The sequence below is a fragment of the Ruegeria sp. YTSA226 genome (assembly GCF_059609905.1).
Map to the genome: position 1 here is coordinate 15,786 of NZ_JBXWMQ010000015.1, position 24,787 is coordinate 40,572.

The 24,787-nt window shown below is 57.7% G+C and carries 29 protein-coding genes; 22 read left to right on the forward strand and 7 right to left on the reverse strand.

What is annotated here, in order from left to right:
- The first annotated feature begins 4 nt into the window (after positions 1-4).
- From glcF to AC2FFF_RS16030, 4 genes are all read left to right on the forward strand, one after another.
- A complete protein-coding gene (glcF, locus tag AC2FFF_RS16015; RefSeq protein WP_281973551.1) occupies positions 5-1,327 on the forward strand; it encodes a glycolate oxidase subunit GlcF in 1,323 nt (440 codons plus the stop codon).
- 116 nt (positions 1,328-1,443) lie between these two features.
- Positions 1,444-2,235: a trypsin-like serine peptidase gene (locus AC2FFF_RS16020; RefSeq protein ID WP_281973552.1), complete on the forward strand. Its 792-nt coding sequence runs from the start codon at positions 1,444-1,446 to the stop codon at positions 2,233-2,235.
- 38 nt (positions 2,236-2,273) lie between these two features.
- Positions 2,274-3,047: a trypsin-like serine peptidase gene (locus AC2FFF_RS16025; protein ID WP_246097254.1), complete on the forward strand. Its 774-nt coding sequence runs from the start codon at positions 2,274-2,276 to the stop codon at positions 3,045-3,047.
- Positions 3,048-3,169: 122 nt separating this feature from the next.
- Entirely contained in the window at positions 3,170-3,637 is a 468-nt protein-coding gene (locus AC2FFF_RS16030) for an Hsp20 family protein (protein WP_142638359.1), read from the forward strand.
- A gap of 122 nt (positions 3,638-3,759) precedes the next feature.
- On the opposite strand, the gene AC2FFF_RS16035 is transcribed toward AC2FFF_RS16030, so the two are convergent.
- A complete protein-coding gene (locus AC2FFF_RS16035) occupies positions 3,760-5,235 on the reverse strand; it encodes an NAD-dependent succinate-semialdehyde dehydrogenase (RefSeq protein ID WP_281973553.1) in 1,476 nt (491 codons plus the stop codon).
- 258 nt (positions 5,236-5,493) lie between these two features.
- Between AC2FFF_RS16035 and AC2FFF_RS16040 the strand changes: the two genes are divergently transcribed.
- The 9 genes from AC2FFF_RS16040 to AC2FFF_RS16080 all read left to right on the forward strand — a co-directional run bounded on the left by AC2FFF_RS16040 (position 5,494) and on the right by AC2FFF_RS16080 (position 12,844).
- Positions 5,494-6,573 carry a coiled-coil domain-containing protein gene (locus AC2FFF_RS16040; RefSeq protein WP_271950875.1) on the forward strand — a complete coding sequence of 360 codons (1,080 nt, stop codon included), beginning with the start codon at positions 5,494-5,496 and terminating at the stop codon, positions 6,571-6,573.
- Positions 6,574-6,575: 2 nt separating this feature from the next.
- Positions 6,576-6,773 carry a hypothetical protein gene (locus AC2FFF_RS16045; protein ID WP_281973554.1) on the forward strand — a complete coding sequence of 66 codons (198 nt, stop codon included), beginning with the start codon at positions 6,576-6,578 and terminating at the stop codon, positions 6,771-6,773.
- On the forward strand, positions 6,766-7,038 hold the full coding sequence (locus AC2FFF_RS16050) for a hypothetical protein (RefSeq protein WP_281973555.1): 273 nt from the start codon (positions 6,766-6,768) through the stop codon (positions 7,036-7,038). The genes AC2FFF_RS16045 and AC2FFF_RS16050 overlap by 8 nt, the downstream gene beginning before the upstream one ends.
- Positions 7,031-8,155, forward strand: a complete 1,125-nt coding sequence (locus AC2FFF_RS16055) for a hypothetical protein (protein ID WP_281973556.1) — start codon at positions 7,031-7,033, stop codon at positions 8,153-8,155. The genes AC2FFF_RS16050 and AC2FFF_RS16055 overlap by 8 nt, the downstream gene beginning before the upstream one ends.
- A gap of 22 nt (positions 8,156-8,177) precedes the next feature.
- Positions 8,178-10,106 (forward strand): AAA family ATPase, encoded by a 1,929-nt coding sequence (locus AC2FFF_RS16060; RefSeq protein WP_496708157.1) that lies wholly within the window; start codon positions 8,178-8,180, stop codon positions 10,104-10,106.
- Positions 10,103-10,435, forward strand: coding sequence for a hypothetical protein (locus AC2FFF_RS16065; protein ID WP_496882994.1), 333 nt, complete (start codon positions 10,103-10,105; stop codon positions 10,433-10,435). Before AC2FFF_RS16060 ends, AC2FFF_RS16065 begins: the two co-directional genes overlap by 4 nt.
- Positions 10,436-10,583: 148 nt before the next feature.
- Positions 10,584-11,921 (forward strand): DUF6638 family protein, encoded by a 1,338-nt coding sequence (locus tag AC2FFF_RS16070; protein ID WP_281995571.1) that lies wholly within the window; start codon positions 10,584-10,586, stop codon positions 11,919-11,921.
- Between the two features lies 1 nt (position 11,922).
- Positions 11,923-12,189: a hypothetical protein gene (locus AC2FFF_RS16075; RefSeq protein WP_271950857.1), complete on the forward strand. Its 267-nt coding sequence runs from the start codon at positions 11,923-11,925 to the stop codon at positions 12,187-12,189.
- A gap of 10 nt (positions 12,190-12,199) precedes the next feature.
- Positions 12,200-12,844, forward strand: a complete 645-nt coding sequence (locus AC2FFF_RS16080) for a DUF1523 family protein (RefSeq protein ID WP_281995572.1) — start codon at positions 12,200-12,202, stop codon at positions 12,842-12,844.
- Between the two features lie 52 nt (positions 12,845-12,896).
- On the opposite strand, the gene AC2FFF_RS16085 is transcribed toward AC2FFF_RS16080, so the two are convergent.
- The 6 genes from AC2FFF_RS16085 to AC2FFF_RS16110 form a co-directional block, all read right to left on the reverse strand.
- On the reverse strand, positions 12,897-13,991 hold the full coding sequence (locus AC2FFF_RS16085; RefSeq protein ID WP_281973561.1) for a flagellar basal body P-ring protein FlgI: 1,095 nt from the start codon (positions 13,989-13,991) through the stop codon (positions 12,897-12,899).
- On the reverse strand, positions 13,988-14,998 hold the full coding sequence (locus AC2FFF_RS16090) for a flagellin (protein ID WP_496751022.1): 1,011 nt from the start codon (positions 14,996-14,998) through the stop codon (positions 13,988-13,990). The genes AC2FFF_RS16085 and AC2FFF_RS16090 overlap by 4 nt, the downstream gene beginning before the upstream one ends.
- Positions 14,998-16,449: a flagellar hook-associated protein FlgK gene (gene flgK, locus AC2FFF_RS16095; protein ID WP_281973563.1), complete on the reverse strand. Its 1,452-nt coding sequence runs from the start codon at positions 16,447-16,449 to the stop codon at positions 14,998-15,000. The genes AC2FFF_RS16090 and flgK overlap by 1 nt, the downstream gene beginning before the upstream one ends.
- Positions 16,450-16,482: 33 nt before the next feature.
- Positions 16,483-17,778 carry a flagellar hook protein FlgE gene (locus tag AC2FFF_RS16100; RefSeq protein WP_282022188.1) on the reverse strand — a complete coding sequence of 432 codons (1,296 nt, stop codon included), beginning with the start codon at positions 17,776-17,778 and terminating at the stop codon, positions 16,483-16,485.
- 98 nt (positions 17,779-17,876) lie between these two features.
- A complete protein-coding gene (locus AC2FFF_RS16105) occupies positions 17,877-18,716 on the reverse strand; it encodes a flagellar motor protein MotB (RefSeq protein WP_496697349.1) in 840 nt (279 codons plus the stop codon).
- Between the two features lie 85 nt (positions 18,717-18,801).
- Entirely contained in the window at positions 18,802-20,139 is a 1,338-nt protein-coding gene (locus AC2FFF_RS16110) for a FliI/YscN family ATPase (RefSeq protein ID WP_496882995.1), read from the reverse strand.
- A gap of 87 nt (positions 20,140-20,226) precedes the next feature.
- Between AC2FFF_RS16110 and AC2FFF_RS16115 the strand changes: the two genes are divergently transcribed.
- The 9 genes from AC2FFF_RS16115 to AC2FFF_RS16155 are packed head-to-tail and all read left to right on the forward strand — an operon-like array spanning position 20,227 to position 24,777.
- Positions 20,227-20,613: a FlgB family protein gene (locus tag AC2FFF_RS16115; RefSeq protein WP_496678568.1), complete on the forward strand. Its 387-nt coding sequence runs from the start codon at positions 20,227-20,229 to the stop codon at positions 20,611-20,613.
- Positions 20,614-20,626: 13 nt separating this feature from the next.
- Complete coding sequence (gene flgC, locus AC2FFF_RS16120) at positions 20,627-21,013, forward strand: flagellar basal body rod protein FlgC (RefSeq protein ID WP_281973567.1); 387 nt, start codon at positions 20,627-20,629, stop codon at positions 21,011-21,013.
- Positions 21,014-21,024: 11 nt separating this feature from the next.
- Positions 21,025-21,315, forward strand: a complete 291-nt coding sequence (gene fliE, locus AC2FFF_RS16125; RefSeq protein WP_142638325.1) for a flagellar hook-basal body complex protein FliE — start codon at positions 21,025-21,027, stop codon at positions 21,313-21,315.
- Between the two features lie 3 nt (positions 21,316-21,318).
- Entirely contained in the window at positions 21,319-21,591 is a 273-nt protein-coding gene (locus AC2FFF_RS16130) for a flagellar biosynthetic protein FliQ (protein ID WP_142638323.1), read from the forward strand.
- Positions 21,591-22,301: a flagellar hook-basal body complex protein gene (locus AC2FFF_RS16135; RefSeq protein ID WP_281973568.1), complete on the forward strand. Its 711-nt coding sequence runs from the start codon at positions 21,591-21,593 to the stop codon at positions 22,299-22,301. The genes AC2FFF_RS16130 and AC2FFF_RS16135 overlap by 1 nt, the downstream gene beginning before the upstream one ends.
- A gap of 21 nt (positions 22,302-22,322) precedes the next feature.
- The gene (gene flgG, locus AC2FFF_RS16140) at positions 22,323-23,108 is read left to right on the forward strand and encodes a flagellar basal-body rod protein FlgG (RefSeq protein WP_142638319.1); all 786 of its coding nucleotides are present in this window, start codon (positions 22,323-22,325) and stop codon (positions 23,106-23,108) included.
- Positions 23,108-23,524, forward strand: coding sequence for a flagellar basal body P-ring formation chaperone FlgA (gene flgA / locus AC2FFF_RS16145; protein WP_281973569.1), 417 nt, complete (start codon positions 23,108-23,110; stop codon positions 23,522-23,524). Before flgG ends, flgA begins: the two co-directional genes overlap by 1 nt.
- Positions 23,524-24,255, forward strand: a complete 732-nt coding sequence (gene flgH / locus AC2FFF_RS16150; protein ID WP_425595610.1) for a flagellar basal body L-ring protein FlgH — start codon at positions 23,524-23,526, stop codon at positions 24,253-24,255. Before flgA ends, flgH begins: the two co-directional genes overlap by 1 nt.
- A gap of 12 nt (positions 24,256-24,267) precedes the next feature.
- Positions 24,268-24,777, forward strand: a complete 510-nt coding sequence (locus AC2FFF_RS16155) for a flagellar basal body-associated protein FliL (RefSeq protein WP_282022185.1) — start codon at positions 24,268-24,270, stop codon at positions 24,775-24,777.
- Positions 24,778-24,787: the final 10 nt, after the last annotated feature.

Below are 24,787 nucleotides of genomic sequence, written 5' to 3' on the forward strand. Positions count from 1 at the left end.
GGTAATGCAGACAGATTTCACCGAAAAACAGCTGCAGGATCCGGCGATCCAACGCTCGAACCAGATCCTGCGCAGCTGTGTTCATTGCGGCTTTTGTACCGCCACTTGCCCGACTTATCAGGTGCTGGGGGATGAGCTCGACAGCCCGCGCGGACGGATCTACCTGATCAAGGACATGCTTGAGAATGAGCGTGTCCCGGATGAGAAAACCGTCAAACATATCGACCGCTGCCTGTCCTGTCTGGCCTGCATGACCACCTGTCCGTCGGGCGTTCACTATATGCATCTGGTCGATCACGCGCGCGAGTATATCGAGCAGAATTACAAACGCCCGCTGACCGATCGCCTTCTGCGTTGGGTTCTGGCGCAGATTCTGCCCTATCCGATGCGGTTTCGCTGGGCCCTGATCGGGGCCAAGCTGGGCCGTCCCTTCCGGTTTCTGATGCCGGATGCGCGGCTGCGGGCGATGCTGGAGATGGCACCAAAACATATCCCTCCGGTCAGCCGCAACGATGACCCGCAACGCTTTGCCCCTAAAGGAGCGCCGAAAAAGCGCGTGGCACTGATGACAGGCTGCGCCCAAAAGGCGCTGAACACGGATATCAACGACGCCACGATTCGCCTGCTGACCCGACTGGGCTGCGAAGTCGTTGTGGCCAAAGGCGCGGGATGCTGTGGTGCGCTGACCCATCACATGGGCAAGGTGGCTGACAGCCATAAAGCGGCGGCGGCCAATATACAGGCCTGGACCAGAGAGATCGATGGCCAGGGGCTGGATGCCATCGTCATCAACACCTCAGGTTGTGGTACGACCGTCAAGGATTACGGGCACATGTTCCGAAACGAGGCTTTGGCGGCAGATGCCGCGCGGGTTTCGGCGATTGCCATGGATATCAGCGAATTGCTGGTGCAACTGGACCTGCCCGGAGGCCAGCACAAGGGCATGACCGTCGCCTATCATGCCGCTTGTTCTTTGCAGCATGGGCAAAAGATCAAAAACCATCCCAAAGACCTGTTGAAGAATGCGGGTTTCACCGTGTTAGAGCCTTCAGACAGCCATCTGTGCTGTGGCAGCGCCGGGACCTATAACCTGATGCAGCCCGAAATCTCGGGTTTGTTAAAGCAACGCAAGGTTCGGACGCTTGAGGCTAAGAACCCTGATGTTATCGCTGCAGGCAATATTGGTTGCATGATGCAGATCGGTTCGGCCACGCAGATACCTATTTTGCATACGGTCGAGCTGTTGGATTGGTCCACAGGCGGGCCGTTGCCGCGTGCGATGCAGCAGGGTCATGAGATGGGAACGGCCGTGCCGATCCTGCGTTAGCTGCCTGATGCAGGGCTGCATCAGATAGAACGGGAAACGTGCTATACTGTCGATGCCCTATTTTCGCCGTACCTGACAGCTATGAACATATGCCGAAAGCAACGCCGGAGAACCGCTTGAGAAACTGGATCAAGGCTTTGGCGCTGGCACTCATACCGATGGCTGCAACGGCGCAGGATAGTGGGCTGAAGAGTCTGGACACCACCGATGCCGGGCGGGCCTGGATGGCTGTCGGGCGCTTGAATATTGACGGCGAAGCATTCTGCACCGCGACGCTGATTGCGCAGAACCAGGTGCTGACGGCAGCGCATTGTCTTTATGATAAGGCCACAGGCCAACGCATTGACCTGTCTAAGGTCGAATTTCTTGCCGCCTGGCGTCTGGGTCGGGCATCAGCCTATCGTGCGGCGCGCAGGGCAGTGATTCACCCCGATTACTTTTACGACGACGAAACCCCGACCAACCGGATCGGTAGCGATATTGCGCTGATCGAGCTATGGCAGCCAATCCGCAGTACCTCGGTCATTCCATTTGATACTGGCGATCGGCCCGTTCGCGGACAGGAAGTTGGGGTTGTGTCCTATGCGAAGGACCGCGCCGAGGCGCCATCATTGCAGGAGGTCTGCTCGGTCGTGACCGGCGTTTCCGAGGTTCTTGTCCTGTCCTGTGATGTCGAGTTTGGATCCTCCGGCGCCCCGGTATTTGCGTTCGAGGGCGAAAGACCTCGGATCGTCTCGGTCGTGGCGGCCAAGGCGGAATTCAATGGCGAGCCTGTGGCCATAGGTACCGCGGTCGAGGTTTCGCTGCCTTTGCTGCGGAGTGAACTGTCCGCCGGGCGCGGATTCAGCGGCTCGGAAACCGGCGATTCGGCAAGCCGTCATATTGGCGCCAGGTTCGTCCGGCCATGATCCGATTTTGGGCAAGCCTGTTTTTATGCCTGGCTATGATGACAACGATGTCCCAGGCGCAAAGTGCAAAACGCAAACTCACCGACCGCGATGACCTATATGGCTGGGAGGCCGTCGGCCGCCTGGATATCGGCGCCGAGGGGTTTTGTACGGGTACGTTGATCGCACAGGATCTGGTACTGACCGCGGCCCATTGCGCCTTGGACAAAAGAACCGGTCAACCCTATGGGCCGGGGCAGGTAACCTTTCGGGCAGGGCTAAGCGACGGAACTGCGTTGGCAGATCGCAAGGTGGTGCAGATCGCGGCACATCCGGATTACACACGTTTCGCTCAACTGTCGCCCGATGCCGTGCGCGTTGATGTCGCGTTGATGCGGCTGGATCAACCGATCCCCTATTCCGTGGCCGATCCCTTTGCGTTGCATAACGGGCGCGTGGCGGGGGATGAGGTCAGTCTTGCATCGTATGGTCGGGGCCGATCGAATGCGATTACGCGGGAACGGTCCTGCAAAATCCTGCAGCGCTATCAGGGCCTGATCACATTCAACTGCGACATTACCTTTGGGTCCTCGGGTTCGGCCCTGTTGGCGCGAAACGGTCCGCGCTGGCAAATACTTTCAGTAGTCTCTGCAGTTGGTACGGATGGTCGGCAGAAAGTGGGATTCGGCATGGAATTGCAGGAAATTGTGGCCGATCTGAAGGCGACTCTGCGCCGGGATGCCCCTAAACCAAAGGCGACAATAAAGCGATTGCAGGTGGGATCAGGCAAGTCGGATACCGGTGCGAAATTCATCAGCTCCGGAGGGGGTTGAACTCGGCCAGAACGTTTCCCATGTCAAATGTATCGGGTCGCCGCAAACGGGGCCTGAGACAATCGAACGCCCGTCCGATCGGAGGGCATTACGTTCATCGCTCAAACATGAGGATACGACATATGCGTACATTTGACTTTGCACCGCTGCACCGCGCCACTGTAGGTTTTGACCAGATCGCTGACATGATGGATCGCGTTCTGACCAATGATGTGGCTCAACCCAGCTATCCGCCCTACAACATCGAAAAAACCGATGTCGACACCTATCGTATCTCGGTTGCTGTTGCCGGTTTTTCCGAGGCCGATCTTTCGGTCGAAGTGAAAGAGAATTCGTTGGTCGTCGCCGGTAAGAAAACTGCGGAAGACAAAGATCGCAGCTATCTGCACCGCGGCATCGCCACCCGCGCGTTCGAGCGCCGTTTTGCCCTTGCCGACCACGTTCGTGTTACCGGTGCCAGCCATGAGAACGGCATGCTGAATATCGATCTCAAGCGCGAGGTGCCCGAAGCCCTGAAAGCCCGCCGGATCGAGATTTCGTCCAGCAAGGCCATCGAAAAGGATGTGGTTGACGCCAAAGCCGTAAACTGAGGCAGTCAGTCACCACGCCGCGGTAATCGTTCCTCTCTGGATTACCGCACCATGCGCCCCGCGTTCCTCCAGACGCGGGGCGTTGCCTTTACGGCCATCTGTACAGCGAAGGTTTGGGCGGATCAGACCGACAGGCAGATGTATTTCATCTCCAGATAGTCTTCCATGCCATGATGGCTGCCTTCGCGGCCCAAGCCGGATTGTTTGACGCCGCCAAACGGGCCCAACTCGGTTGAGATGATGCCGGTGTTCACACCAACGATCCCGTATTCCAGCGCTTCGGCCACTTTGTAAACGCGGCTGAGATCCTTGGCATAGAAATACGAGGCCAGACCAAAGATCGTGTCATTGGCCATGGCGATCACGTCGTCTTCATCCTCGAACTTGAACAGCGGTGCCAGCGGGCCAAAGGTTTCGTCCTGCGCCACCAGCATGTCCTGCGTCACACCGGTGACAATGGTCGGCTCAAAGAAGGTGCCGCCCAGATCGTGCGGCAGGCCACCGGTCAGGATTTGGCCGCCTTTGTCGGTTACATCCTTGATGTGTTCCTGCACCTTTGCAACGGCGTCATCATTGATCAGCGGTCCGGTGGTGATGCCTTCGTTCAGGCCGTCGCCGACGTTCAGAGCCTCGACCGCAGCCTTCAACTTGGCAGCAAACGCGTCATAGACACCGGCCTGCACATAGATGCGGTTGGCACAGACACAGGTCTGGCCGTTATTGCGGAACTTGCACATCATCGCGCCTTCGACGGCGGCATCCAGATCGGCATCGTCAAACACGATGAACGGCGCATTGCCGCCCAGTTCCATCGAGCATTTCATCACCTGTTCCGCCGCCTGCCGCAGCAGGATGCGCCCGACTTCGGTTGAGCCGGTAAAGGTCAGCTTGCGCACGCCGGGGTTTTCGCAGAATTCCTTGCCGATTTCGCTGGCGTGCGACGAGGGCACCACGTTGAACACACCGGCGGGGATGCCTGCCTGCTGGGCCAATGCGCCCAGAACCAGCGCCGACAAGGGTGTCTCGGCGGCAGGCCGGGCGACAAAGGCGCATCCGGCTGCAAGCGCCGGTCCGGCCTTTCGAGTGATCATCGCATTGGGGAAGTTCCAGGGCGTGATCGAGGCCGCAACGCCGATGGGCTGTTTCAGCACCATGATGCGTTTGTCGCGCTGATGACCTGGAATAGTCTCGCCATAGATGCGCTTGGCCTCTTCGCCGAAAAACTCGATGAACGAGGCACCATAGCCGATCTCACCCACGGCTTCGGCCAGCGGCTTGCCCTGTTCGGCGGTCAGGATCTTGCCCAGATCCTCGGCGTTTTCCATCATCAGATCGTACCAGCGGCGCAGGATCACCGCACGTTCCTTGCCGGTCAGCTTGGCCCATTCCTTTTGCGCGGCCTCAGCCTGAGCGATGGCACCTGCAACCTGTGCACGGCTCAGATCGGCGACCTCGGCGATCACGTCGCCCCGCGCAGGGTTGGTGACGGAAAACGTCCCATTGTCACCATCGACCCACTGGCCGCCGATATAGGCCTTGGTCACCAGCAGATCGGGGTTTTTCAGAATGGATTTCAGGTCGGTCGTAGTATCCAGCATGGGTCGGACTCCGGCAGAAAAGGGTTTGCGCGCACCCAAACAGGTGGCGTCGCATTTGTCTATGTCCACTCGGCGGGCAGGATCAATCCAGATTTGATCAAATTCATCGTTGCAGAGTGCAGATATCTCGCCTGCGTGGCCTATCTTTTTCGATACGAAATTGTAAAAGTCTCGGTGATTTGAGGGCTCAAGGGGATGTAAATGAACATAACATTCCCTATCTTATTGGGTAAATATAGAAAACAGGGGACAGCAGAGATGTCGAACCAGCAATTCGAAGCGTTGATTGAAGAAACACAGACGAAAGTGCGCGAAAGCCAGTCGCAGATCCAAGGACTGACCTCGCGGATTGAGGCTGCACGGGCCAAGATTGGCACGGCCGAGGCGGATATCGATATCGAGAACGCCACTTTGGAAGATGTGCACGCCCATACCGAAGTCATGAACGCCAATATCGCCGAGCTGATCATGGGTCTGGATGACGTCACCAGCGCATTCTCTAAGGATTTTGACGAGATGCGTTCAAAATCCGGGTGGGAGACGTTTGTTGGCATCTTCTCGAAGGGTAAATCTGAATCGATGCGGCAGGAGCGGATGCGCACAGCCAGTATCGATGACAAGCTGCAGGACCTGATCGCCAAATCCGACGTGATCGTGAAACTGCTGGAAGGGCAGCTGTCGGTGCTGGAAGAGCAGCGCGTGAAGGTTGAAAACAACCTGACCGGCACGCTGGACGACCGTGAGGCCACCGTGGCCGAGCTGGAGGCATTGCGCGCCGAAATTCAGGGCATGGACCCGACGATCATCACGCTGGAGAACAAGATCAGCGTCGAACAGGACGCCGCCGCGCGCACCCAGCTGGAAACTGAGCTGGCCGAGCTGAACAAGCAATACAACGCCAAGGTTCAGGAAGAGCAGGTCAAGCTGGCCAAAAGCCAAACGCTTGAGCGCTATATCGAAAAGGGCAAGACCTGGGTCGATTCCCTGCAGAACCAGGCGGCGACGCAGATGGTGCTGATCAACAAGCTGCAGACAGACACGCAACAGCGCGTGGTGCTGTATGACGCCCTGACCAAATCGCTGAAAACCGCGCAGCAGCAGGACGTGGCCCACCGCATCAACGAGATCGGCGTGCAGACCGACCAAGAGGCGCAAACCGCCATGGCCTCGATCGGCACCGCGACCAACCAGAAAATGGCCGACATGCTTGAGGCGCATGAGGACCACATGGTCTTTGCCCGCGACGTGCTGGAGAAAAAGGCCAAGGCAGATGAACGCTTTGCCCGCCGGTTTGCGTCGATTGTCGAGAAGCATGATAAGAATTTGTATGGGGGTTGATCTTGGAACTGCTGGAGTTTTTTACATTTCTGGTGGCTCCAGAGAACTGGTTTTGGTGGATCGTTCTCGGCAGTTTCTGGCTTGTGTTCTCAGTGATGTACGCCGTTCTAGGCGGACCGTTTGGATGGGTGGCCGTCGTTCTTGTGGTCGCCAGCCTTTCTCATTCGGCTCATCGTTTGTGGAACGGAACCGTTGACTGAACAAATTCAACAAAGACCCAAGGTCGTCGGCTTCAGAATACTCTGGTTCGGTATAGCGATGATTTTTTGGCCTATTTTGGCGGCGTTATTGTCCGGGCTTTTGTTTGCACAGGGCAGCTTTGGAATGTTCATAGCTCGTGTATCCTACCATTTGGCGTTTTTGCTGGGCACTCCCAGTATGCTGGCGGGCGTCGTGGCCGTAATGTGGGCTCTCGTTCTATTAAGAAAACAGAAGCGTCAATCGCAGGCAAACGTGAATGAGTGACCTTAACCTCACCCAAGACCATGTCGGCCTGACCGATACCTTCGCCTCGCGTCGTTACTTTCGCAAATTCGAGGTAATCACCGTCCACCTTCTGCGCGTGGCCGCGACGATGGAGGCGGAGGGCGCGATCTCAAAACAAGAGGTGCGGATCGTGTCGAGCTATCTCTCGGGGCTGCTCTACACCTTCCGTGCGCTGTCCATGAAATACCTGCTGGTCGGGCGCGATACGGGGCGGTTCTTTGGCAGCCTCGCCATGGACAAGCGCGACAGCGGCTTTCCGGTGGCGGCCGAGCTGCTGACCATGGCCAATGACGCGCAGCAGGCGCAGGTGCATCTGGCGAATATGCCGTCCGAGGATGAGCTGAAAACCGACATGGTTCGCACCATCATCAGCGACCGGGAGATCCCGACCAAGCTGCAATTCGCGCTGTCCCAAAGGCTCTATTACGAGGAATTGCTGAAGGGTGAGCTGTTCTGGGCCCGCAACGATCCCGAATGTCACTGGATTGGCAATGAGGGCGAGCGGCGAAAATTCCTGATCCACTGGGCCGTCTATGACAGCCAAATAAACCTGCCGGTCATCTACCTGATGGAGTTGGAGGATTCGGGGCGCACGGCCCTGCCCAAAGATCAACGCCGCTGGCCCGAAGTGCAGGCGCATCTGATGGCGCAATCCTTGGGTGGTCTGAAACTGGTGACCATCGCCAAAGGCTTTGATCAGGATTTCGACGACCTGCATCCCAAACACCTGCGCCGCATTCATGTGGGGCCAATGTATTCCTCGGCCTTTACCGAGCAATCCGGCCCGCTGCGGCAGGTGCTGGAGGATGCGAAATCCCCTGCGGGTCAGGATTGGGCCTTGGCCTGGACCACTGAAGCGCTGCGAAGCGAGGATGTGATTCAGGAACGCTCAGGCTGGTTCGGGACTGTCGACCGCGAGGTGTTTGCGCTGGACCCATTCGGCGGGCAGGGGGCCGAGACGGGGGCGACGCAAACCGAGCGCTCGATCATTCTGCCACAACGCCCGTTCCAGGTACTGGCCGAGCGCAACCCGCCGGGTTTTGCCGACGTGCGCAAGTTCGTCGTCAGCAAGACCGGGCAGGTGTTGAGATATTGAAGACAGTAAAGGCTATTTTGAGATGAGTTTGACGTCAGACCAGATGGAATTGCGCGAAGACGATATCCGCAAGCACTACACTGCGGCCACCGCCTTGCTGAACGGGTTCGAGCACGCGCCGCGGATTGCCAAAGCGGTTGAGGCCGCGGTTGAGAGGTCGCCGGGCGTCTCCACGGGTCGGCGGTTTCGGTCTACCACGCCGGGTCTGGTGACACGGCGCACTGTGCGGGCCGACGGGGTGCATCTGGTGGAACGGATTGAGGCGTCTGATGATGGCGATACGCTGGTTTCTCCGCCGCAGGCCACCACGCAACAGGCTATTCGTCGCGCCGTCGCCATCGCTCTGGCCGTGTCTGAGGCCTATGCCGAACAAACCCCTCTGGCCGATCTAAAACGTGCGAATTTGGCCGGGGATTTGCCCGCCGCGCGCAAGACCGAATTCTCGGAACTGCTGACAGCCGAGGCGCTGATCACCTCGCACAGTTTCGGCAATGCACTGGCCTATTTGATGTCCTCACATCTGGGCGAGACCACAGTTGATGTCGGGGAAATCGAAGAAGTTCTGGCCGACAATGGCCAGCTTGCCCTGCACGGCGCGCTTTGGGAGCTGGACCAAACCCTCGCCAAACACGCGCCCGATGATGCGCATTTGATCGCGGCCACCAGCGCCTATGCCGAGCAACTGATGGACAAGGCTGCCCTACGCGCCCAATCCGCCGGCCATCTGGCCCCATTCCAGAACGCCGCCTGGCATATAGAGGCTGATGATCTGACGATCCGAGGGTTTGAGCCAGCGTCCAAAGCCAAATCCACCACCCTGACCATGACGTTCAAGAAACCGAACGAGGTGGTCGGCAACCATATCGCCAAGTATCAGGCGATGAAGCTGGCCAAGATGGTGATGGCCTATGATTTCGACCGCCGCCTGAACCCATTTGCCGAGCTTGGCGGGTTCATCTTTACCTTCATGGGCGACGGTAAACCGGGCACCGGCAAGACCACCCTGATCCAGATGATGGCCGGGCTGATCAATGACTATTGCCACAACGCGGGTTATCCGTTCCGCTATCAGAACCTGAGCACCGACAATATCGACAGCTATCAGGGCAAATCCGGCCAGAACGCCAAAGCGTTTATCAACACGATCCTCGACCCTTCGGTCATCGGGTTCGGCACCATCGACGACATCGACCAACTGGCGGGCAAACGCGGCGACCGGCAGTCCTCGGCCGGGCAGTTGGAAATCACCGCAGTGCTGATGGAAAGCTTTGCGGGCGCCAACACCGTCGTGCGCGGCAACTGTACCTTTGGCATGTTCTCGAACTACCCCGAGAATGTGGACGACGCCCTGCGCCAGAGGGCGGGCGCACGGTTTCTGGTGGACGGGCCGCAAACACGCGAGGATTACATCGACATCCTGCACCTGCTGATGGGCCGCAACCATGACATCCCGCTGGGCGAGCACGAAGCCTATGCCGCGCAAGAGATCAAGAAGGCCGTCGCTGCCAGTTTCGAAAGCCACTCCCGGCCGCATGAAGAGGCTCTCTTGCAGGTCTATGACCGGGTTTCAGGGCAGATCGGGCAGTTGGACACGATTGCCAAGATGGGCACCTACCTGAAGGCGATCCAACAGGCGGATGAACGGTTCACCGGCCGCGCGATCAAGAACATCACCGATGCGGTCAAGGTCCGCGCGATGGATTTCGAACTGCCCGACGAATGGATGGAGAACCCCGACCTGTTCCTGTTCCGCGACTACGTCACCAAGAAGGCCATGATCGAGGACCTGCGCCAGCCGATCACGGTGGAAATGGTGATGCAAGAGATCAATCGCTACGCCGACAGCGAGTTCCGCTATGCCGACAAGAGCGACGAGGTCGCCATCGACAACGCGGTGCGTGAGATGGGCCGGATGGAAGAGGCCAAGCGGCGGTATCTGGAGGGGAAGTGACCTATCTGATCGCCATAGGTCTACCGCTACTGGTGAGTACTGCGGTTGCTATACTAATAGGTTTACGAGCCTATCACACGGCTCGTGCGACCAAAGAGAATGGAAAGGAATGGCTTCTTCCATTGTTGGCCTACGGTGCGGCTTGCGCACCTCTAACAATTCTTGCCAGCTATGCTTTAACGGATGTTTTTGTCGACCGCTTTGCTGTGGACGCTGGCAACGCAAATCCCGCAGATGTTATGGTCTATTTTCAGCAACAGTTCTGGTTGATAGCAATACCCGTTGGATTCGCGATCATTTTTGCCTTCGCAAGAGGATTGCGCGCATGAGTTTTGAGTTAGAGAAAATCGTGGTTCTGGTTGAGCGTGATATCGCGGCGAAGCCGCGACGCGCCCGACCCGCTCCCCAGGGCGGGCGCGTTCCGCACCCACCCTCGGGCCGGGAGCATCGCTACCGTTGCGCGGGAAGGCAAACGTCATGATCCGCCTCATCGAAAAAGGCCTGATGTTCGGCAACCTCGTCCACATCTCCAGCCCGGCTCTGGTCGAGCGGTATAACCGCGCGTTGCAGCATCTGGCGGGCAGGACCACGGCGTTGACGGATTTCCATGTCGATATCTCGGGCTACTCGCCTGAGGTGGGGATTGAGCTGGAGGATGAGCTCTACCTCAACCCCAACGGGGTCAACCGGCAGTTCATCCTGCTGACGACCGAACAGAAACGTGCGCCTCTGCTGAACGTCAAATTCTCGACCTCGCGCGATATCCTGCGCGAATTTATCGAGATGAACGAGGCGCAACTGTTTGCCCTGACCGCCACCGATGCGGTGGCCGGAGAACTGGTGAACTCGGTCTTCAAACTCAGCAATCCCCGCGATCTGTTCAACCTGCGCAAGATCGAGATTGAGGCCGACACCGCAGGCGGCACCCTGCGCAAGGCCGAGCAACTGGCAGGTATGGTCGAACGCTTCAAGACCGAAGAGGATGCATGGTTCGACGATGTCCTGATCGCCAAAATGATCGAAACCTCGAAGGAAACCGGTGACGTCACCCGCAACCCGGTCCGTCTGCGCCATACGGCGTTTGAGCAGCAAAATTTCTGGACGGCGCATTTCGGCGGGCTCTATCTGTTCCCGGATCTGGATCATCCGGCGGCTATCTGCATGGGCGAAAAGCCCGACGATCTGAACATCAAATACACGTTTGACCCGTCGCAGCGGAACCAGATCGCCAAGTTCCTGGACTATAACGACCTGGTCGAACCCATCGTCAAGGCGCGCGGCGTGGATGCTGCTGCGATCCTGCAGCAAAAGATGGACTTCCTGACCGTCGACGCGGCCGCTGATGCCGGGGTCGATCTGACTGGCCTGAACCGCAGTGATATGCGTCGGCTGGCGCGCACCCACGCGGATCGGTTGCCAGAGGCCTATCATGGGCTGGCGCAGCTATTGCGTTGGGCGACGGATGGCGGGCGGTGGCCCCGGATCACCTCGGATCATTCGGCGTATTTCTATACGCTGCGGGCCGCCGATACGCCGAACCGTGATCTGGTGAACATGCTGCTGGCCGAATTGGCCCCACTGGACCCGCGCCAGATGTTCATCTGCCACAAAGAGCTGTTCTATAGCACCTACAAATCCTGGTCCGAGGCCAAGAAGGCCTATGTTGCTGATTTCCTCGCGCGTGAGTATCAGGTGGACAAGGCGGGTGCCCGCGCTGCCCTGTTCGGACATGAGCCGGATATGAGCGGTCGAGACAGGATCAACGAGACCGTTATCGCCCGCGTTGGTCCCTGGGGCGCGTTAGGAAAGGATTGAAATGTTCGGAGCGATGCGCCTGTTTCTGGTCCTGCTAGTCATCCAGACCGTGGCCTATTTTGCCCTGTCGCTGTATTCACGCAGTGTGCGTCGCCGCAGGCTAGAGCATTGGTGGGACGAAAAGGGCAAAACCGGAGACAAGGCAGCCTTTGTCGCACGGGGGCTGCACGTCTATGACAATTCGTTCCGGCGCAAATTGATCCTGGGTGTCTATGTTGTGCCTTGGGTAGCGATCGGGTCGCTGATCTACATTGTGAACTACATGTGAGAGGTAAAGCATGGCCTATTTGAAATGGGCATTCATTCTGATTTTCTGGGGAACGGTCGCCGTAGTCCTTCAGTATTCTCTGCCGCAACGGGATGTGGTTCGGATCGTCAACACCTATGAAGAACGGCAGGACCTGAACGACTGGACCCGGATCTTCTGGTCCGAGCCCGATGATCAGTCGGCCAGTCTGTCGAACCGGGATGTACAGTTCATTCAGGCCGTACGTGCCAATGGCAAACCGATTGTGTATCGCAACGAAGATACCAGCTGGGGTTGGCCGCCCTATTTCAAATTCGACACTGCCAATTTGTATACCGAAGCCAATGACGCGATCTCGGACAAAAACGACCCGGACTGGGTTGCCGTGACGCATTATGGCTGGCGGAATGAGTTCATGTCGATCTTTCCAAACGCTGTCTTTATCAAACATGTCGATGGTCCGGATGCGCGTCTGATCCCTTGGTTCAACATCGTCTTCCTGACGGTCTTCTTTGCGATTGTCTGGGCAATCTGGGTGCGCTGGCGCAGGTTCCGCCAGGCGCGGATCGATCCGATGATCGAGAGTGTCGAGGATGGGTTGTATGCAACCAGCGACGCCATCGGCGAGCATCGCAACCGATTCCGCAAATGGTTGGACAGTTGGAAAGCAAAGTGACGTGAATTCCCGGCGGGTCTTGGGGCTGTGCGCCTACCGCCGGGATAGCCCTTCATCGAACGATGAACTCGGCGTGTAATGCTCCGGCCGCTTTGATCGTTTTCAGGATGTCGATCATGTCGCGGGGTGAAACACCCAAAGCGTTAAGCCCTGCGACGACTTCGGACAAGGTCGTGGCCTCGGGAATTTCCGCCAGACCGGTGCCTTCCTCTTCTTCGATACCGGCTACGGTACGCGGAACCACGACGGTTTCGCCTCGGGCGAACGGGTTCGGCTGAACCGCGATAGGGGCCTCTTCGACCGTCAGTGTCAGATTGCCCTGAGAGACTGCCACGCGTGAGATCCGCACTTCCTGACCCATGACAATCGTGCCCGAACGCTGATCGACTACTACTCGCGCCTTTGTTTCTGGCTCTACTAGGATATTTTCAATGCGCCCAAGCGCATGCGCGGTCGAGATCGCCTGTGTCGCTGCAATATTCAGTTCGACCGTCCCGGAATCGCGCATGATCGCTACGGCCCGGTTGAATTCGGTATTGATTGCCTGCTCGATCCGACCGGCGGTTGTGAAATCCGGTTCACGCAGAGCCAGGCGCATTTGGGTCAGATCGGAAAGCTCAAAGTCGATTTCGCGTTCGACCCGAGCTCCGGATGGGATCACACCGGATGTCGGCACCCCTTGGGTGACCGAAGCCGCATCGCCTTCGGCAACGGCGCCACCTGCAAGAACTGACCCCTGTGCCACCGCATAGATCTGACCATCTGCCGCATTCAGCGGTGTCATAATAAGCGTCCCGCCCAGCAAGCTTTTGGAATCGCCGATGGCCGAAACGGTGACATCAATCTGGCCACCGACCCGCGAAAAGGGGGGTAGGCTGGCTGTCACAAGAACAGCGGCGACGTTCTTGGGGCGAAAATCTTCACCATTCACGTTCACACCAAGCCGTTCCAGAATGTTGGACATGATCTCTTCGGTGAACGGAGAATTCCTGAGCCCATCGCCGGTTCCATTCAATCCGACCACAAGACCATAACCAACCAGATCATTGCCGCGCACCCCGTCGAAATCGACAAGGTCCTTCAGCCGGATTGCCCCGGCAAAAGACAGGCTCGGAAGCAGAATCAGGAGAAGGGCAAGTATTCTCATCTCAGGAAATTCACCAACGATAGGTTCGCGTTGCGAACGGTGACAGAATACAGGCTTTCCAATTGAAATTGGACAGTCTGCAGTTGCACTGCGGTTTGATACGGGTCCGCGGCGATCAGAGAGTTTCGGCTGTATTCCAGGCTTGTACGCGCCGCCGCATTACGCGTGGCGGCTTGTTCAATCCTGGCCTCGGCGGCGCCAACATCCGCCCGCAGGTTCACTGTGCCATCCTGCGTATTGGCAAGCTCGACCCCCAGCTGGGTGAATAGGGACGTCCGCAGATCATTGGGCAGTCCCAGATTATCGTCCGAAACCAGAGCGGCGACGGCGATGTCCCTTAACGCCGCTTTGAGTGTTGGATCGGTCGCAGTGATCGGAATGGAGACACTTTCGTTTTCCGAAATGCTCATCGGTGCCAGAGTTGTGTCTGCGCCCTGATAGATAACCGCATCGAAACCCGCAGGATCATTGAACCAGTCTTCCGCAGCTTGTGTGATGTCCGTGAGTGTTGTCAGCCCCGTCAACTCAGCCTCTAACGCTGTCAACAAGGTATCCGCAGATGACAGAGGCGATACATCAGTATCCACGCCGGAAAACAGGTTTCGGCCACCCGCACGGGTATTCAAAGCAGACATGACCGTATCCAGCTCATTTCTGGCCTGAACAGAGGCATGTTCATGGGTGACCGCCTGATTGGATGTCCCATATGCCAGCAAGGACGACGTCAGGCGCCCCACCGCGTCATCGATTGTTGTCAGGCTAAGCTGCATGGCGTCGGTGAACAGGCCAGCTTCGGCTGTGGCCACCTGAAAGGCATCCAGGCGTGACAGGTTTCGATCCATATCCAGAAGATAGGAATAATCCCCGTCCAGATGGCCGGAGACATCCTGCACTTTGCCTGAAGACATCTCATAAGACAGGGATTCGATCTGATTTTTGATATCAGTCGCCCGCGATTTCAGGGTCAATCCGCGCGCGAGGTCGCCCATAGAGGTTACATTCATCATCACAGCCTCAACAACGTATCCATAAGTTCATCGACGACCGAAACCAGTCTGGCATTTGCCGCATAGGCTTGTTCGATTTGCATTAGCCGCTGCAATTCCTGATCGGTATCGACGCCCTGTTCGGCCTCAATGGCCATCATTTCCAGATTGGCGCTGTTTGCAAACACCCGCCGCCCATCGGCCACATGTGCGTCCGACCCAATCCGTGACAACAGCGCCTCTGAGATGTCTGCGGCAGGCATGTTTCCGGCCCCGAAAACAGCGCCGGAAACAGGGCGTTCGTCGTTCAGAATTGAGCTGAAGGCGCGCAGCTGGCTGGCATCTCCGGCGCTGCCGGGTGTGGCCGCACCCAGCCCGGCGCGAAGTTTCCAGCTCTCTCCTCCGGCGTCCGGGTCGACGATTGCGTTCAAGCTGATGCGCGAGGCCAATCCCGTCACCGATGCCGGATCAAACCGGTTGCCGTCATCGGTGAACACGCCCGGATCCGTGGCCAGCGCGGTCGGATCCAGCCCCGGCGTTTCGAACCTTTCGATAAGATCGCGCGCAACAGCATCCAGATCGACCTGAGCCTCAACCGCGATTTCATCCCGAATCTGGAATTGGGCCATCAAGGCACCGCCGCGAATTTGGGCAAAATCGCCACTGGTGCGGACAGTGTTTCCGTTCATCTCAAGCCCGGACAACAACCCGTTTGCCAGGGTCATATGGGGCTTGGTGTCGCCGGTTGTCGAAAAGGAGAACTCGGCCGCAGTGTTTTCCAGCAATATCAAGCCGCCATCAGAATAAAGCGAGACCTGATCATTGTCCCTTTGAATCACATTTACAGGAACCAGTTCGTTGACCTGATCAATCAGGACCTGTCGTTGATCCAGTATCCCACCAATATCGGCGCCGGAATACTTAATGGCCGGGATCTTGGCATTCAGCTCTTCAATATCCTTGAGGGTCTGATTCAGGGTGTCGACCTGTTTGCCGATGGACCGGTCCGCGTCGGATCGCATCTGACGCAACCCTTCAGAGGCTGCGTTCAGACCGCGTGCCAGATCCTGAGCCGTGCGCGCTACCTGGTCCAGTCGTTCACTGGAATCCGGCAGGCTTGCCGCTGTTAGCAGGCTGCTGTCAAAATCAGCCAGCCGAACCGAAAGCGATGCGGGATCATCGGCGGACCCTACCAAAGATTCCAACCTTGTGTGAAAGTCTGAAATGGTGGTGTGGAAGGCCAGATCGGCATCCGTGGCCCGGCGGTTGGACGTGAGGACGGGATCCTGATGACGAATGACACCTACGGTACGCACGCCGTGACCGGAAATCGTGTTGGTTGCCAGTTCCAGTGACCTGCGCGCGTAGCCGGGCGTCAATGCGTTTGCGATATTTTCGGACACAACCGCCGCACCGCGACTGGCGGCGGTCAGGCCGCCCAACGCGTTGTTCAATGCTGTGGACATATTCATTCTGCAGGTCCCTTTCCTGAATCAAAACCCTGATCAGCGTTTGATATTGGTTGTTTCCTGAAGCATCTCATCCACCGTTTGGATAACCTTTGCGCTGGAAGAGTAAGCCCGCTGTGTCTGGATCATTGAGGTCAGCTCGGTCGCCACATCGGTAGTGGATTCTTCGCGCGCAAAAGAAACCAGGTCGCCGGTTGGCCCGTCCCCCGCATTCCACAGAAAGAACGTCCCGCTTTCCCGGGATGGTGCATAGGTCTGGCTGTCCAGCGCGGTCAGTCCATTTGGGTTCGGAACATCCGCCAATGGGATTTGGTACATGCGTCGGCTGACACCGGTATCGTAGAACGAATAAACATACCCGTTTTCGTCAACCTGAACGCTGGTCATGGTGCCGACCGCCGAACCGTCGCGCGTGATCGAAACTGGTGCAAATGTATCGGACAGTTGCGTGATTCCGTCGGCATCTCCGATTTCCCCTATATTGATCTCCATTGGGCCGCCGGCCACGTTCACCACAACGCTGCCGGTTGCTGGGTCATATGCACCGCCGGTGACCGCAGTTACGCTGGCCAGCGTGCCACCCGCAGTTCGGCTATCGGTGAAGGTCAGGGTGTATTCACCGATAATGGTGCCGCCCGAGGCTGAATCGCGCATGATCATCGTCCATTCGTTACTGCTGCCGGTGGCCGGCACTGTAGGGACAAGTTCGATATCAACGCTTTCGGATTTTCCCAGATTGTCGAAATATTCAACGGACAAGGGCTGCATGTCGCCAGGGGAACCCGCATCCGTAGCGGTCGCGGGCAGGTTCATGCGCAGATTCATCTGCGTCGTGGGCGCGCCCGACAGTTGATTAACACTGAGCTGAATGGGTTCAAGCGCAGCTGGCGTGTCACGTGGAACCGCAGGGATGGTTCCATCCGCATTCGCACGCCAACCCAGCAGAACAAGCCCTGACTCGGTGACCAGATATCCTTCTTCATTGGTGCGGAACGACCCTGTCGTGGTCAGCAACATCTCATTCGAACCGGCCGCGATCTGAGAACTTGGTCGTACCGGCATCATGCCGCGCCCACGCACCGCAAGGTCGGTGGAGTTGTTGGTTGTCACCAGCGAACCGCGCTGGTCGATCAGGCGTTGGCTGGTGGTGCGAACGCCCCCAGCGGAATAGCTGCCGCCCTGGCCGGAGGTGACCATAGAATGGAAATCAGTTTCAACCCGTTTATACCCGAAGGTTGACGAATTCGCGATATTGTCCGAGATCGTCGCCAGCCGGTTTGCGTTGGCCTTCAATGCGGCCACGCCAGCGTTCAGCGAAGAGGAAATTGTCATTGGCACGCCCTTCTGTTGCGTCAAATCTTGATGCAACAGCTAACGCGCTGGGCCTTAACAGCGCGCTAACAGGTAAAATGCCGTCTATCCTTTTATTCTCAGGTGCCGCGCAGAAAGATGATCTCGATCCTGTTGTTGCGTGCGGCCATCGGGTTTTCATCCGACAATTTTCGGTCGGCATGGCCGGTTACACGGTCCAACCTGAGCGGCGCAACACCCTTGTCTTGCAGCATTTGGCGAACTTGCTGAGCGCGCGAGGTAGACAAATCCCAGGCCGGGTTTTTGGCCAGAACCACCGGCGAGGAACCGACATGCCCTCCGACCGCCATGTCATTTGTCACCAGATCAGAGGATCGGGCCACCAACAATGTCAGAGCACGCAGCATATTGGTTGGTTGGTTCGTCCCTGATTCGAACAGAGGTTGATCCTTGGTGGCGAAGAGTTCGACCACCAGACCCTCATCCGTCACGCGGGTGACGATATGTTTGAGGACCTTGTCGGACACCATGCTTTCGCCGGTTCGCCCCATAAGCTCTGATTCCAGTGAGGAAAAGTCTTCGACCGTTTCTTTTCCGCCGCCGTCCGAGCTGACGCCAACCGATCCACGCGCTTGTCGCGCGGGCGTCGGGCTGCGTTTGCTGGCGCCGGTCCCGTCCATGACCAGAGTTTCCTCTGAGAACATGTTATTGCCACCAAAGGCCCCATCGCCGCCACCCGAAACCGGGTTTATGGGAATGGTCGGCGAGAAATAATCCGCAAGCCCTTTGCGTTGTTGTTCCGTTGTTGCATTCAGCAGCCACATCAACATGAAGAACGCCATCATGGCCGTGACAAAGTCGGCATATGCGACTTTCCACGCGCCACCATGGTGACCATCGCCACCTGACACACGTTTCTTCTTGATGATGATTGGCGCCACATTGGATTGCGCACCCATCTCCACCACCTTTTTATCACCCAGTTACAGGGGTAGCCGGGCAGGTCTTAAGGTGGGCTTAACACTTAAAACTGTCTTGAATTCCTCACTGCGGTAATGCTGCCCCGGCACGGCGCAGAATCAGTTGCAGGTGGTTGAAACTGTTGCTGATTCCGTCCGGCTCGGCCTTGCCGAAAAAGGCATCAAGCTCGTCATGAACCCGGACTGCCTGATCCAATAACGGGTCTGCCCCCTCGGCATAAAGCCCGGCTTTGATCATAACCTCGGATTGCTCGTAACTACCAACCAGCCTGCGGGTTTCCGAGATCATCCGGTTTTCCGCCTCGGAGGCAGCTCCCGGCAGGCTGCGTGAAACTGACCGGCTAAGGTCAATGGCGGGGAAACGGCCGCGCTCGGCGATTTCGCGGCTCAGGACGATATGCCCGTCCAGAACGCCACGCAGAATGTCCGCTATCGGTTCATCCATGTCCGAGCCCGCAACCAGAACGCTGAAAACTGCTGTGATATCACCCTGATCAACCGTGCCCGGCCCGGTTCGTTCGCAAAGAGCAGCGATCAAGGGCGTGACCGAAGGTGGGAACCCGCGCAAAGAGGGGGCCTCACCCATCGCAACAGCGATTTCGCGGTGCGCCTCGGCAAAGCGGGTGACCGAATCAGCCAGAAACAGGACGTTCAGCCCCTGATCCCGCAGGAATTCCGCGACTGAAAGTGCCGACCATGCACAGCGCCTTCGGGCCAGCGCCGACTGATCCGAAGTTGCCGCCACAACCACGGATCGTGCCAACCCCTTGGCTCCAAGCGCATGTTCAACGAACTCATTGACCTCACGACCCCGTTCGCCGACCAGAGCGACCACAACCGCGTCTGCCTGCATCGACCGCGCCAGCGTGGCCAACAGGGTCGACTTGCCGACCCCTGACCCGGCGAACAGGCCGATACGCTGCCCCTGCACCACAGGTAACATGGTGTTCATAATGCTCAGCCCGGTTTCCATCCGTGCGCCCAGCGGTTTGCGGACAACGGCAGGTGGTGGATTTTGCAGGATATCTCTTTCCTGAGTGCCCGACAGCAACGGCTTGCCGTCCAGCGGTTTGCCGAAGGGATCAATGACCCGACCCAGCCAGTGCAGTCCGGGGGAAAATGCCGGTGTCTGATTTAGAATCACCCGATCACCCAAGCAAACCCCATCGGGTGCAGCGGTGGGTAACATGTGGATCAGATCCGATTCGACATGCAGAACTTCACCTGCCAGATCCGGGCCGCTGCGCCGCCGCAGGGTCAGGTTGTCGCCGATGCGGGCAACGTACTCCAACCCCTTTATTTCTATGGCGCCGCGCCCAACACTGGCCACGCGGCCCATATGGCTCATGGCAGACAGACGGTCGAATTCGCATTTCAGAAGCATCGGGTCGAGATCGGTCATCGTGGGTTCTCCAACGGGTTTCTGAAAACGGTTTCTAAAGGAATCGGGGTTAAGCCTTGATTGAAATTGATCGAGGGAGAAGCCCCGATGTTCTCTGACCTGAACGTCTTTAAGACAGCGTACGCAATGGCAACCCATGCCGGGCAACGGCAGTCTGTCATTGCGCGAAACATGGCAAATGCGGATACGCCGGGCTATCAGCCCCGCGATATCGAGGCCTTTCAGAAAGCTTTCGAAAATTCCGGGCATGAGGTTGCGATGACCGCCACGCGGGCCGGGCATCTGAACGGCGCCGCCGCTGTCCAACCCTGGGCCGAGTTCGATGCCGCGCCCTCGGGCGATCCCAACGGAAATGGTGTTTCTCTTGAGGAAGAAATGCTCAAAGCGGTCGAGGTCAAGCGTCAACATGACCGCGCGTTGGCGATCTATAAATCCTCGATTGGCATCCTGCGTACCAGCCTTGGTCGCGGGTGAGGAGGGCTGAGAGATGAGCGATTTTTCCCATTCCCTTTCCGCCTCGGCCAGCGCTCTGCGCGCGCAGGCAGCCCGTTTGCGGCACGTCTCCGAAAACATCTCGAATGCGGATACGCCGGGATATCGGCGCAAAACCGTGCCGTTTGAAGCGGTCAGCAAAGATGGTGCGCAAATGGTCGAGACCGGGCGCGTTAAGCTTGATCGTCGCGACCTGTCGCGCATCTATGACCCCGGCCATGCGTTGGCCGATGAGACCGGCCATTATCGCGGGTCCAATGTAGATTTGATGATCGAAATCGCTGACGCGCGTGAAGCGCAGCGCAGCTACGAAGCCAATCTCAAGATGTTCGACCAGACACGACAAATGTCGTCGAGCCTTATGGAACTTCTCAGAAAATAAAGGACACCAGAATGGATATCCGATCCCTGACCGCCGCGCAGAGCTATGCCGTAGCGCGGCCCGCTACGCAGCCCGACCCCGACCTTGCCGGAATGGCACAGGGGTTGCGCTCAACCTTTCAGGACTTTGCCGCAACATTGAAACAGTCCGAGCAGATGTCCGGCGCGGCGATGACCGGCCAAGCCGATCCGCACGCGCTGGTTCAGGCGTTGGCGCAGACCGAACTGGCCGTCGAAACCGCCGTCATCGTGCGCAACAAAGTGGTCGAGGCCTATCAGGAAATCCTGCGGATGCCGGTCTGATAGATGCTCAGCGAAGGTCTCTATTATGACATTGTCCGCCAGGCGCTTTGGGTCGCGGTGATCACATCCGTCCCGATCCTGGCGGTGGCACTGGTCTCGGGTCTGGTTGTGGGTCTGTTCCAGGCGCTGACCTCGGTTCAGGAAATGACGCTGACCTTTGTGCCTAAGCTGATCGCCATTGTGATCGTTTTCTGGATTTCGATGGGGTTCATGACCCAGACGCTGGTGACGTTCTTCACCTCAACCCTCATCCCACTGATCGCCGGAGGCCGCTGATGGATACCTCATATACCACCTTGTCCCGCCAATCGGGGCTGATGAATGAAATGCGGCTGGTGGCGAACAATATCGCCAACGCCAATACCACGGGGTACCGCCAGCAGGGCTTGGTGTTTTCCGAGTTCGTGAAAGCCTCGCCGGGCAATCCGTCCTTGTCCATGGTGCGGGCAGAGGCGCGCAATACCTCGTTGCAACAAGGCGTTCTGACCGAAACCGGCGGGCAATTTGATTTCGCCATCGAAGGCGACGGGTTTTTCATGATCGAAACCCCCAGCGGCAACCGGCTGACACGGGCGGGTGCGTTTTCACCCAGTGCCGAGGGTGATCTGGTTACCATGGATGGGTACCGGGTTCTGGACAGCAACGGCGCCCCTGTTTTCATTCCGCCGGATGCCGCGTCGATTGATGTCGGCAGCGACGGCACGCTCAGTATTGAAGGGCAGGTTCTGGGACAGATCGGCGTCTACCGCGTTGCTGATCCCACGAGCCTGGTGCGCGAAGGCAGCACGCAATTTCGGTCAGATGCAGCGATTGAACCCGTGGAGGAGCCGGTCATTGTGCACCGATTCCTCGAAGGATCGAACGTGAACGCGATCGAACAGGTCACCCGGATGATCGAAATCCAGCGCGCCTATGAGTTGGGGCAGAGTTTTCTTGAAACCGAAGACGAACGTGTGCGTGGGGCGCTTAAGGCGCTGATGCGCTGATTTGATAACGGAGGAATTGATATGCGGGCACTGAAAATCGCAGCGACAGGCATGACCGCGCAGCAGATGCGGGTCGAGACGATCTCGAACAATCTGGCGAATATGAATACCACAGGCTACAACGCGCGCCGCGCTGAGTTTGCAGACCTGCACTATCAACAAATGGCGCGCGCGGGGACGGTGAACGCCAATGACGGCACCGTCTTGCCCACAGGTATCCAACTGGGTCTGGGGGTACGCCCGGCTGCGGTCACCGTGCAGCTGGCACAGGGTGCGTTGGCGGCCACTGGCAGCGATTTGGATGTCGCAATCGAAGGGCGCGGCTATCTTGAGGTGACGTTGCCCAGCGGTCAGTCTGGCTTTACCCGTGACGGCAGCCTGAAACGCTCGGCCGAAGGGTTGATCGTCACTTCAGATGGCTTCGCTGTCGCGCCAGAGATCACAATCCCAGACGATGCAAGGTCGATCTCGATCAATGCATCGGGTGAGGTCTACGCCTATTTCGATGATACCGCCGAAGGACAGTTGCTCGGTGAATTCACCCTGGCCAGTTTTTCCAATGCCAAGGGGCTGGAGGCGATCGGCAGCAACCTGTTCAAAGAAACCGAAGCCTCGGGCGCGCCTGTTATCGGCACTCCGGGCGAGGGTGGGATGGGCACATTGCGCCAGGGATATCTCGAGGACAGCTCGGTAGATGCCGTGCGCGAAGTCACCGAACTGATCGAAGCCCAGCGAGGGTATGAGATGAACGCCAAGGTCATCTCGGCCGTCGATCAGATGATGGGCGCAACAACGCAGGTGCGGTGATGCGCGCCCTATTCATAGCACTGGTGACGATCAGCCCGCTTTGTGCCTTGGCTGAGATCGTGGTGCCGATCCGGACCATACGCGCCAAAGAGGTGATCTCGGCCGCCGATCTTGAGATCAAAGATCAGGTTGTCCTCGGAGCGGTTACAAACCCCGATGATTTGATCGGTCAGGAAGCACGCGTCGCGCTTTACCCCGGACGCCCGGTGCGCGCTGCCGATGTTGGACCGCCCGCATTGGTGGACCGCAATGATCTGGTGGTTCTGGTCTTTGACCGCCAGCCCCTTTCGATCACAGCCGAAGGCCGTGCCCTTGGGCGTGGGGCTGTCGGTGATCGTATTCGCGTCATGAATCTGTCGTCCCGCACTACCGTCGTTGGCTTTATCCGACCAGACGGTCAAATCGAGGTAAAATGATGTCCGGAAAACTAAAATTGTTGATGATGGCAAGCCTGGCTCTGACCGCCTGCGGTCGCATAGATCATTTGGGAAAACCGCCAAGTTTCACACCCGCGGACGAATCTGCTGAACATGTCGCCATGCTGTGGCCGGGTTTACCGTTGCACACGCAGCCGCAACGCAATGTGGATCGGTCATCGCTGTGGAGCGGGGGGCAGCAATCGCTTTTGGGTGATCAGCGCGCGATCAAAAAGGGCGATATCCTGACAGTTGTGATCGAGCTGGACGAGAAAGCCGAGATTTCCAACGATACGAACCGCTCGCGCAGCGGGTCCGAAAGCCTTGAGGTTCCAGAGCTGTTCGGCCTGCCGCAGCGCGCATTGGAACGGCTGCCCGATGGGGCGACGCTGGACGAAGCTGTCGGGATCGACTCATCCTCGGTCAGTAAAGGCAAGGGCTCGGTCAAGCGTAAGGAAAAGCTGACCCTGCGGGTTGCGGCGACCGTCATCGACGCCTTACCGAATGGCGTGCTGGCCATATCCGGCTCGCAAGAGCTGCGCGTTAATTTCGAGCTGCGAGAGCTTTTGGTCACGGGATATGTGAGGCCACAGGACATCTCGCGGAAGAATGAAATCACCTATGACAAGATCGCCTCGGCGCGCGTGTCTTATGGTGGCCGAGGCCAGATCACGGATGTGCAGCAGCCTCGTTACGGCCAGCAGGTCCTCGATACACTTTTGCCGTTCTGAGGTCGTATAACAATGAAAAAGCTACTTCCTATATTGTTTCTGCTTGTTGGCCTAGGCGGTGGAATTGGTGCGGGAATTGCCATGTCTCCTTCTGGAAAAACCAAAGATGGTGACATGGATAAATCCGCTGCCGCCGAACCCAAGAAAGCCAAGGAGAAGGCCACTAAGACCAAGTCGGACAAAAAGGATACGTCCAGCAAGTATGAATATCTGAAGATGACGAAACAGTTTGTGATCCCGGTCGTGAAGTCCGACCGGATTGCCGCGTTGGTCACAATGTCGCTGAGCCTGAAAACCAAACCCGGCGTTGCTGAAACGATTTATGAGTTTGAGCCAAAGTTGAGAGATGGGTTTCTGCAGGTTCTTTTCGATCACGCAAATACCGGTGGTTTCAACGGCAACTTTACGGAATCCGACAATCTGGATTTGGTCCGAAAGGCTTTGCTGCAGGTCGCCAAGAAGGATTTGGGTGATGACGTGCTGCAAGTCCTGATCATGAGTGTTAACCGTCAGGATACTTGAAGCCTGTTTC

Excerpts from the sequence above, each read along its gene's own strand:
- glcF (WP_281973551.1), top strand. The coding sequence starts at position 5 with ATGCAGACAGATTTCACCGAAAAACAGCTGCAGGATCCGGCGATCCAA.
- AC2FFF_RS16025 (WP_246097254.1), top strand. The coding sequence starts at position 2,274 with ATGACAACGATGTCCCAGGCGCAAAGTGCAAAACGCAAACTCACCGAC.
- AC2FFF_RS16030 (WP_142638359.1), top strand. The coding sequence starts at position 3,170 with ATGCGTACATTTGACTTTGCACCGCTGCACCGCGCCACTGTAGGTTTT.
- AC2FFF_RS16035 (WP_281973553.1), bottom strand. The coding sequence starts at position 5,235 with ATGCTGGATACTACGACCGACCTGAAATCCATTCTGAAAAACCCCGAT.
- AC2FFF_RS16040 (WP_271950875.1), top strand. The coding sequence starts at position 5,494 with ATGTCGAACCAGCAATTCGAAGCGTTGATTGAAGAAACACAGACGAAA.
- AC2FFF_RS16055 (WP_281973556.1), top strand. The coding sequence starts at position 7,031 with ATGAGTGACCTTAACCTCACCCAAGACCATGTCGGCCTGACCGATACC.
- AC2FFF_RS16060 (WP_496708157.1), top strand. The coding sequence starts at position 8,178 with ATGAGTTTGACGTCAGACCAGATGGAATTGCGCGAAGACGATATCCGC.
- AC2FFF_RS16070 (WP_281995571.1), top strand. The coding sequence starts at position 10,584 with ATGATCCGCCTCATCGAAAAAGGCCTGATGTTCGGCAACCTCGTCCAC.
- AC2FFF_RS16075 (WP_271950857.1), top strand. The coding sequence starts at position 11,923 with ATGTTCGGAGCGATGCGCCTGTTTCTGGTCCTGCTAGTCATCCAGACC.
- AC2FFF_RS16080 (WP_281995572.1), top strand. The coding sequence starts at position 12,200 with ATGGCCTATTTGAAATGGGCATTCATTCTGATTTTCTGGGGAACGGTC.
- AC2FFF_RS16085 (WP_281973561.1), bottom strand. The coding sequence starts at position 13,991 with ATGAGAATACTTGCCCTTCTCCTGATTCTGCTTCCGAGCCTGTCTTTT.
- AC2FFF_RS16090 (WP_496751022.1), bottom strand. The coding sequence starts at position 14,998 with ATGATGAATGTAACCTCTATGGGCGACCTCGCGCGCGGATTGACCCTG.
- flgK (WP_281973563.1), bottom strand. The coding sequence starts at position 16,449 with ATGAATATGTCCACAGCATTGAACAACGCGTTGGGCGGCCTGACCGCC.
- AC2FFF_RS16100 (WP_282022188.1), bottom strand. The coding sequence starts at position 17,778 with ATGACAATTTCCTCTTCGCTGAACGCTGGCGTGGCCGCATTGAAGGCC.
- AC2FFF_RS16105 (WP_496697349.1), bottom strand. The coding sequence starts at position 18,716 with ATGGGTGCGCAATCCAATGTGGCGCCAATCATCATCAAGAAGAAACGT.
- AC2FFF_RS16110 (WP_496882995.1), bottom strand. The coding sequence starts at position 20,139 with ATGACCGATCTCGACCCGATGCTTCTGAAATGCGAATTCGACCGTCTG.
- AC2FFF_RS16115 (WP_496678568.1), top strand. The coding sequence starts at position 20,227 with ATGTTCTCTGACCTGAACGTCTTTAAGACAGCGTACGCAATGGCAACC.
- flgC (WP_281973567.1), top strand. The coding sequence starts at position 20,627 with ATGAGCGATTTTTCCCATTCCCTTTCCGCCTCGGCCAGCGCTCTGCGC.
- fliE (WP_142638325.1), top strand. The coding sequence starts at position 21,025 with ATGGATATCCGATCCCTGACCGCCGCGCAGAGCTATGCCGTAGCGCGG.
- AC2FFF_RS16130 (WP_142638323.1), top strand. The coding sequence starts at position 21,319 with ATGCTCAGCGAAGGTCTCTATTATGACATTGTCCGCCAGGCGCTTTGG.
- AC2FFF_RS16135 (WP_281973568.1), top strand. The coding sequence starts at position 21,591 with ATGGATACCTCATATACCACCTTGTCCCGCCAATCGGGGCTGATGAAT.
- flgG (WP_142638319.1), top strand. The coding sequence starts at position 22,323 with ATGCGGGCACTGAAAATCGCAGCGACAGGCATGACCGCGCAGCAGATG.
- flgA (WP_281973569.1), top strand. The coding sequence starts at position 23,108 with ATGCGCGCCCTATTCATAGCACTGGTGACGATCAGCCCGCTTTGTGCC.
- flgH (WP_425595610.1), top strand. The coding sequence starts at position 23,524 with ATGTCCGGAAAACTAAAATTGTTGATGATGGCAAGCCTGGCTCTGACC.
- AC2FFF_RS16155 (WP_282022185.1), top strand. The coding sequence starts at position 24,268 with ATGAAAAAGCTACTTCCTATATTGTTTCTGCTTGTTGGCCTAGGCGGT.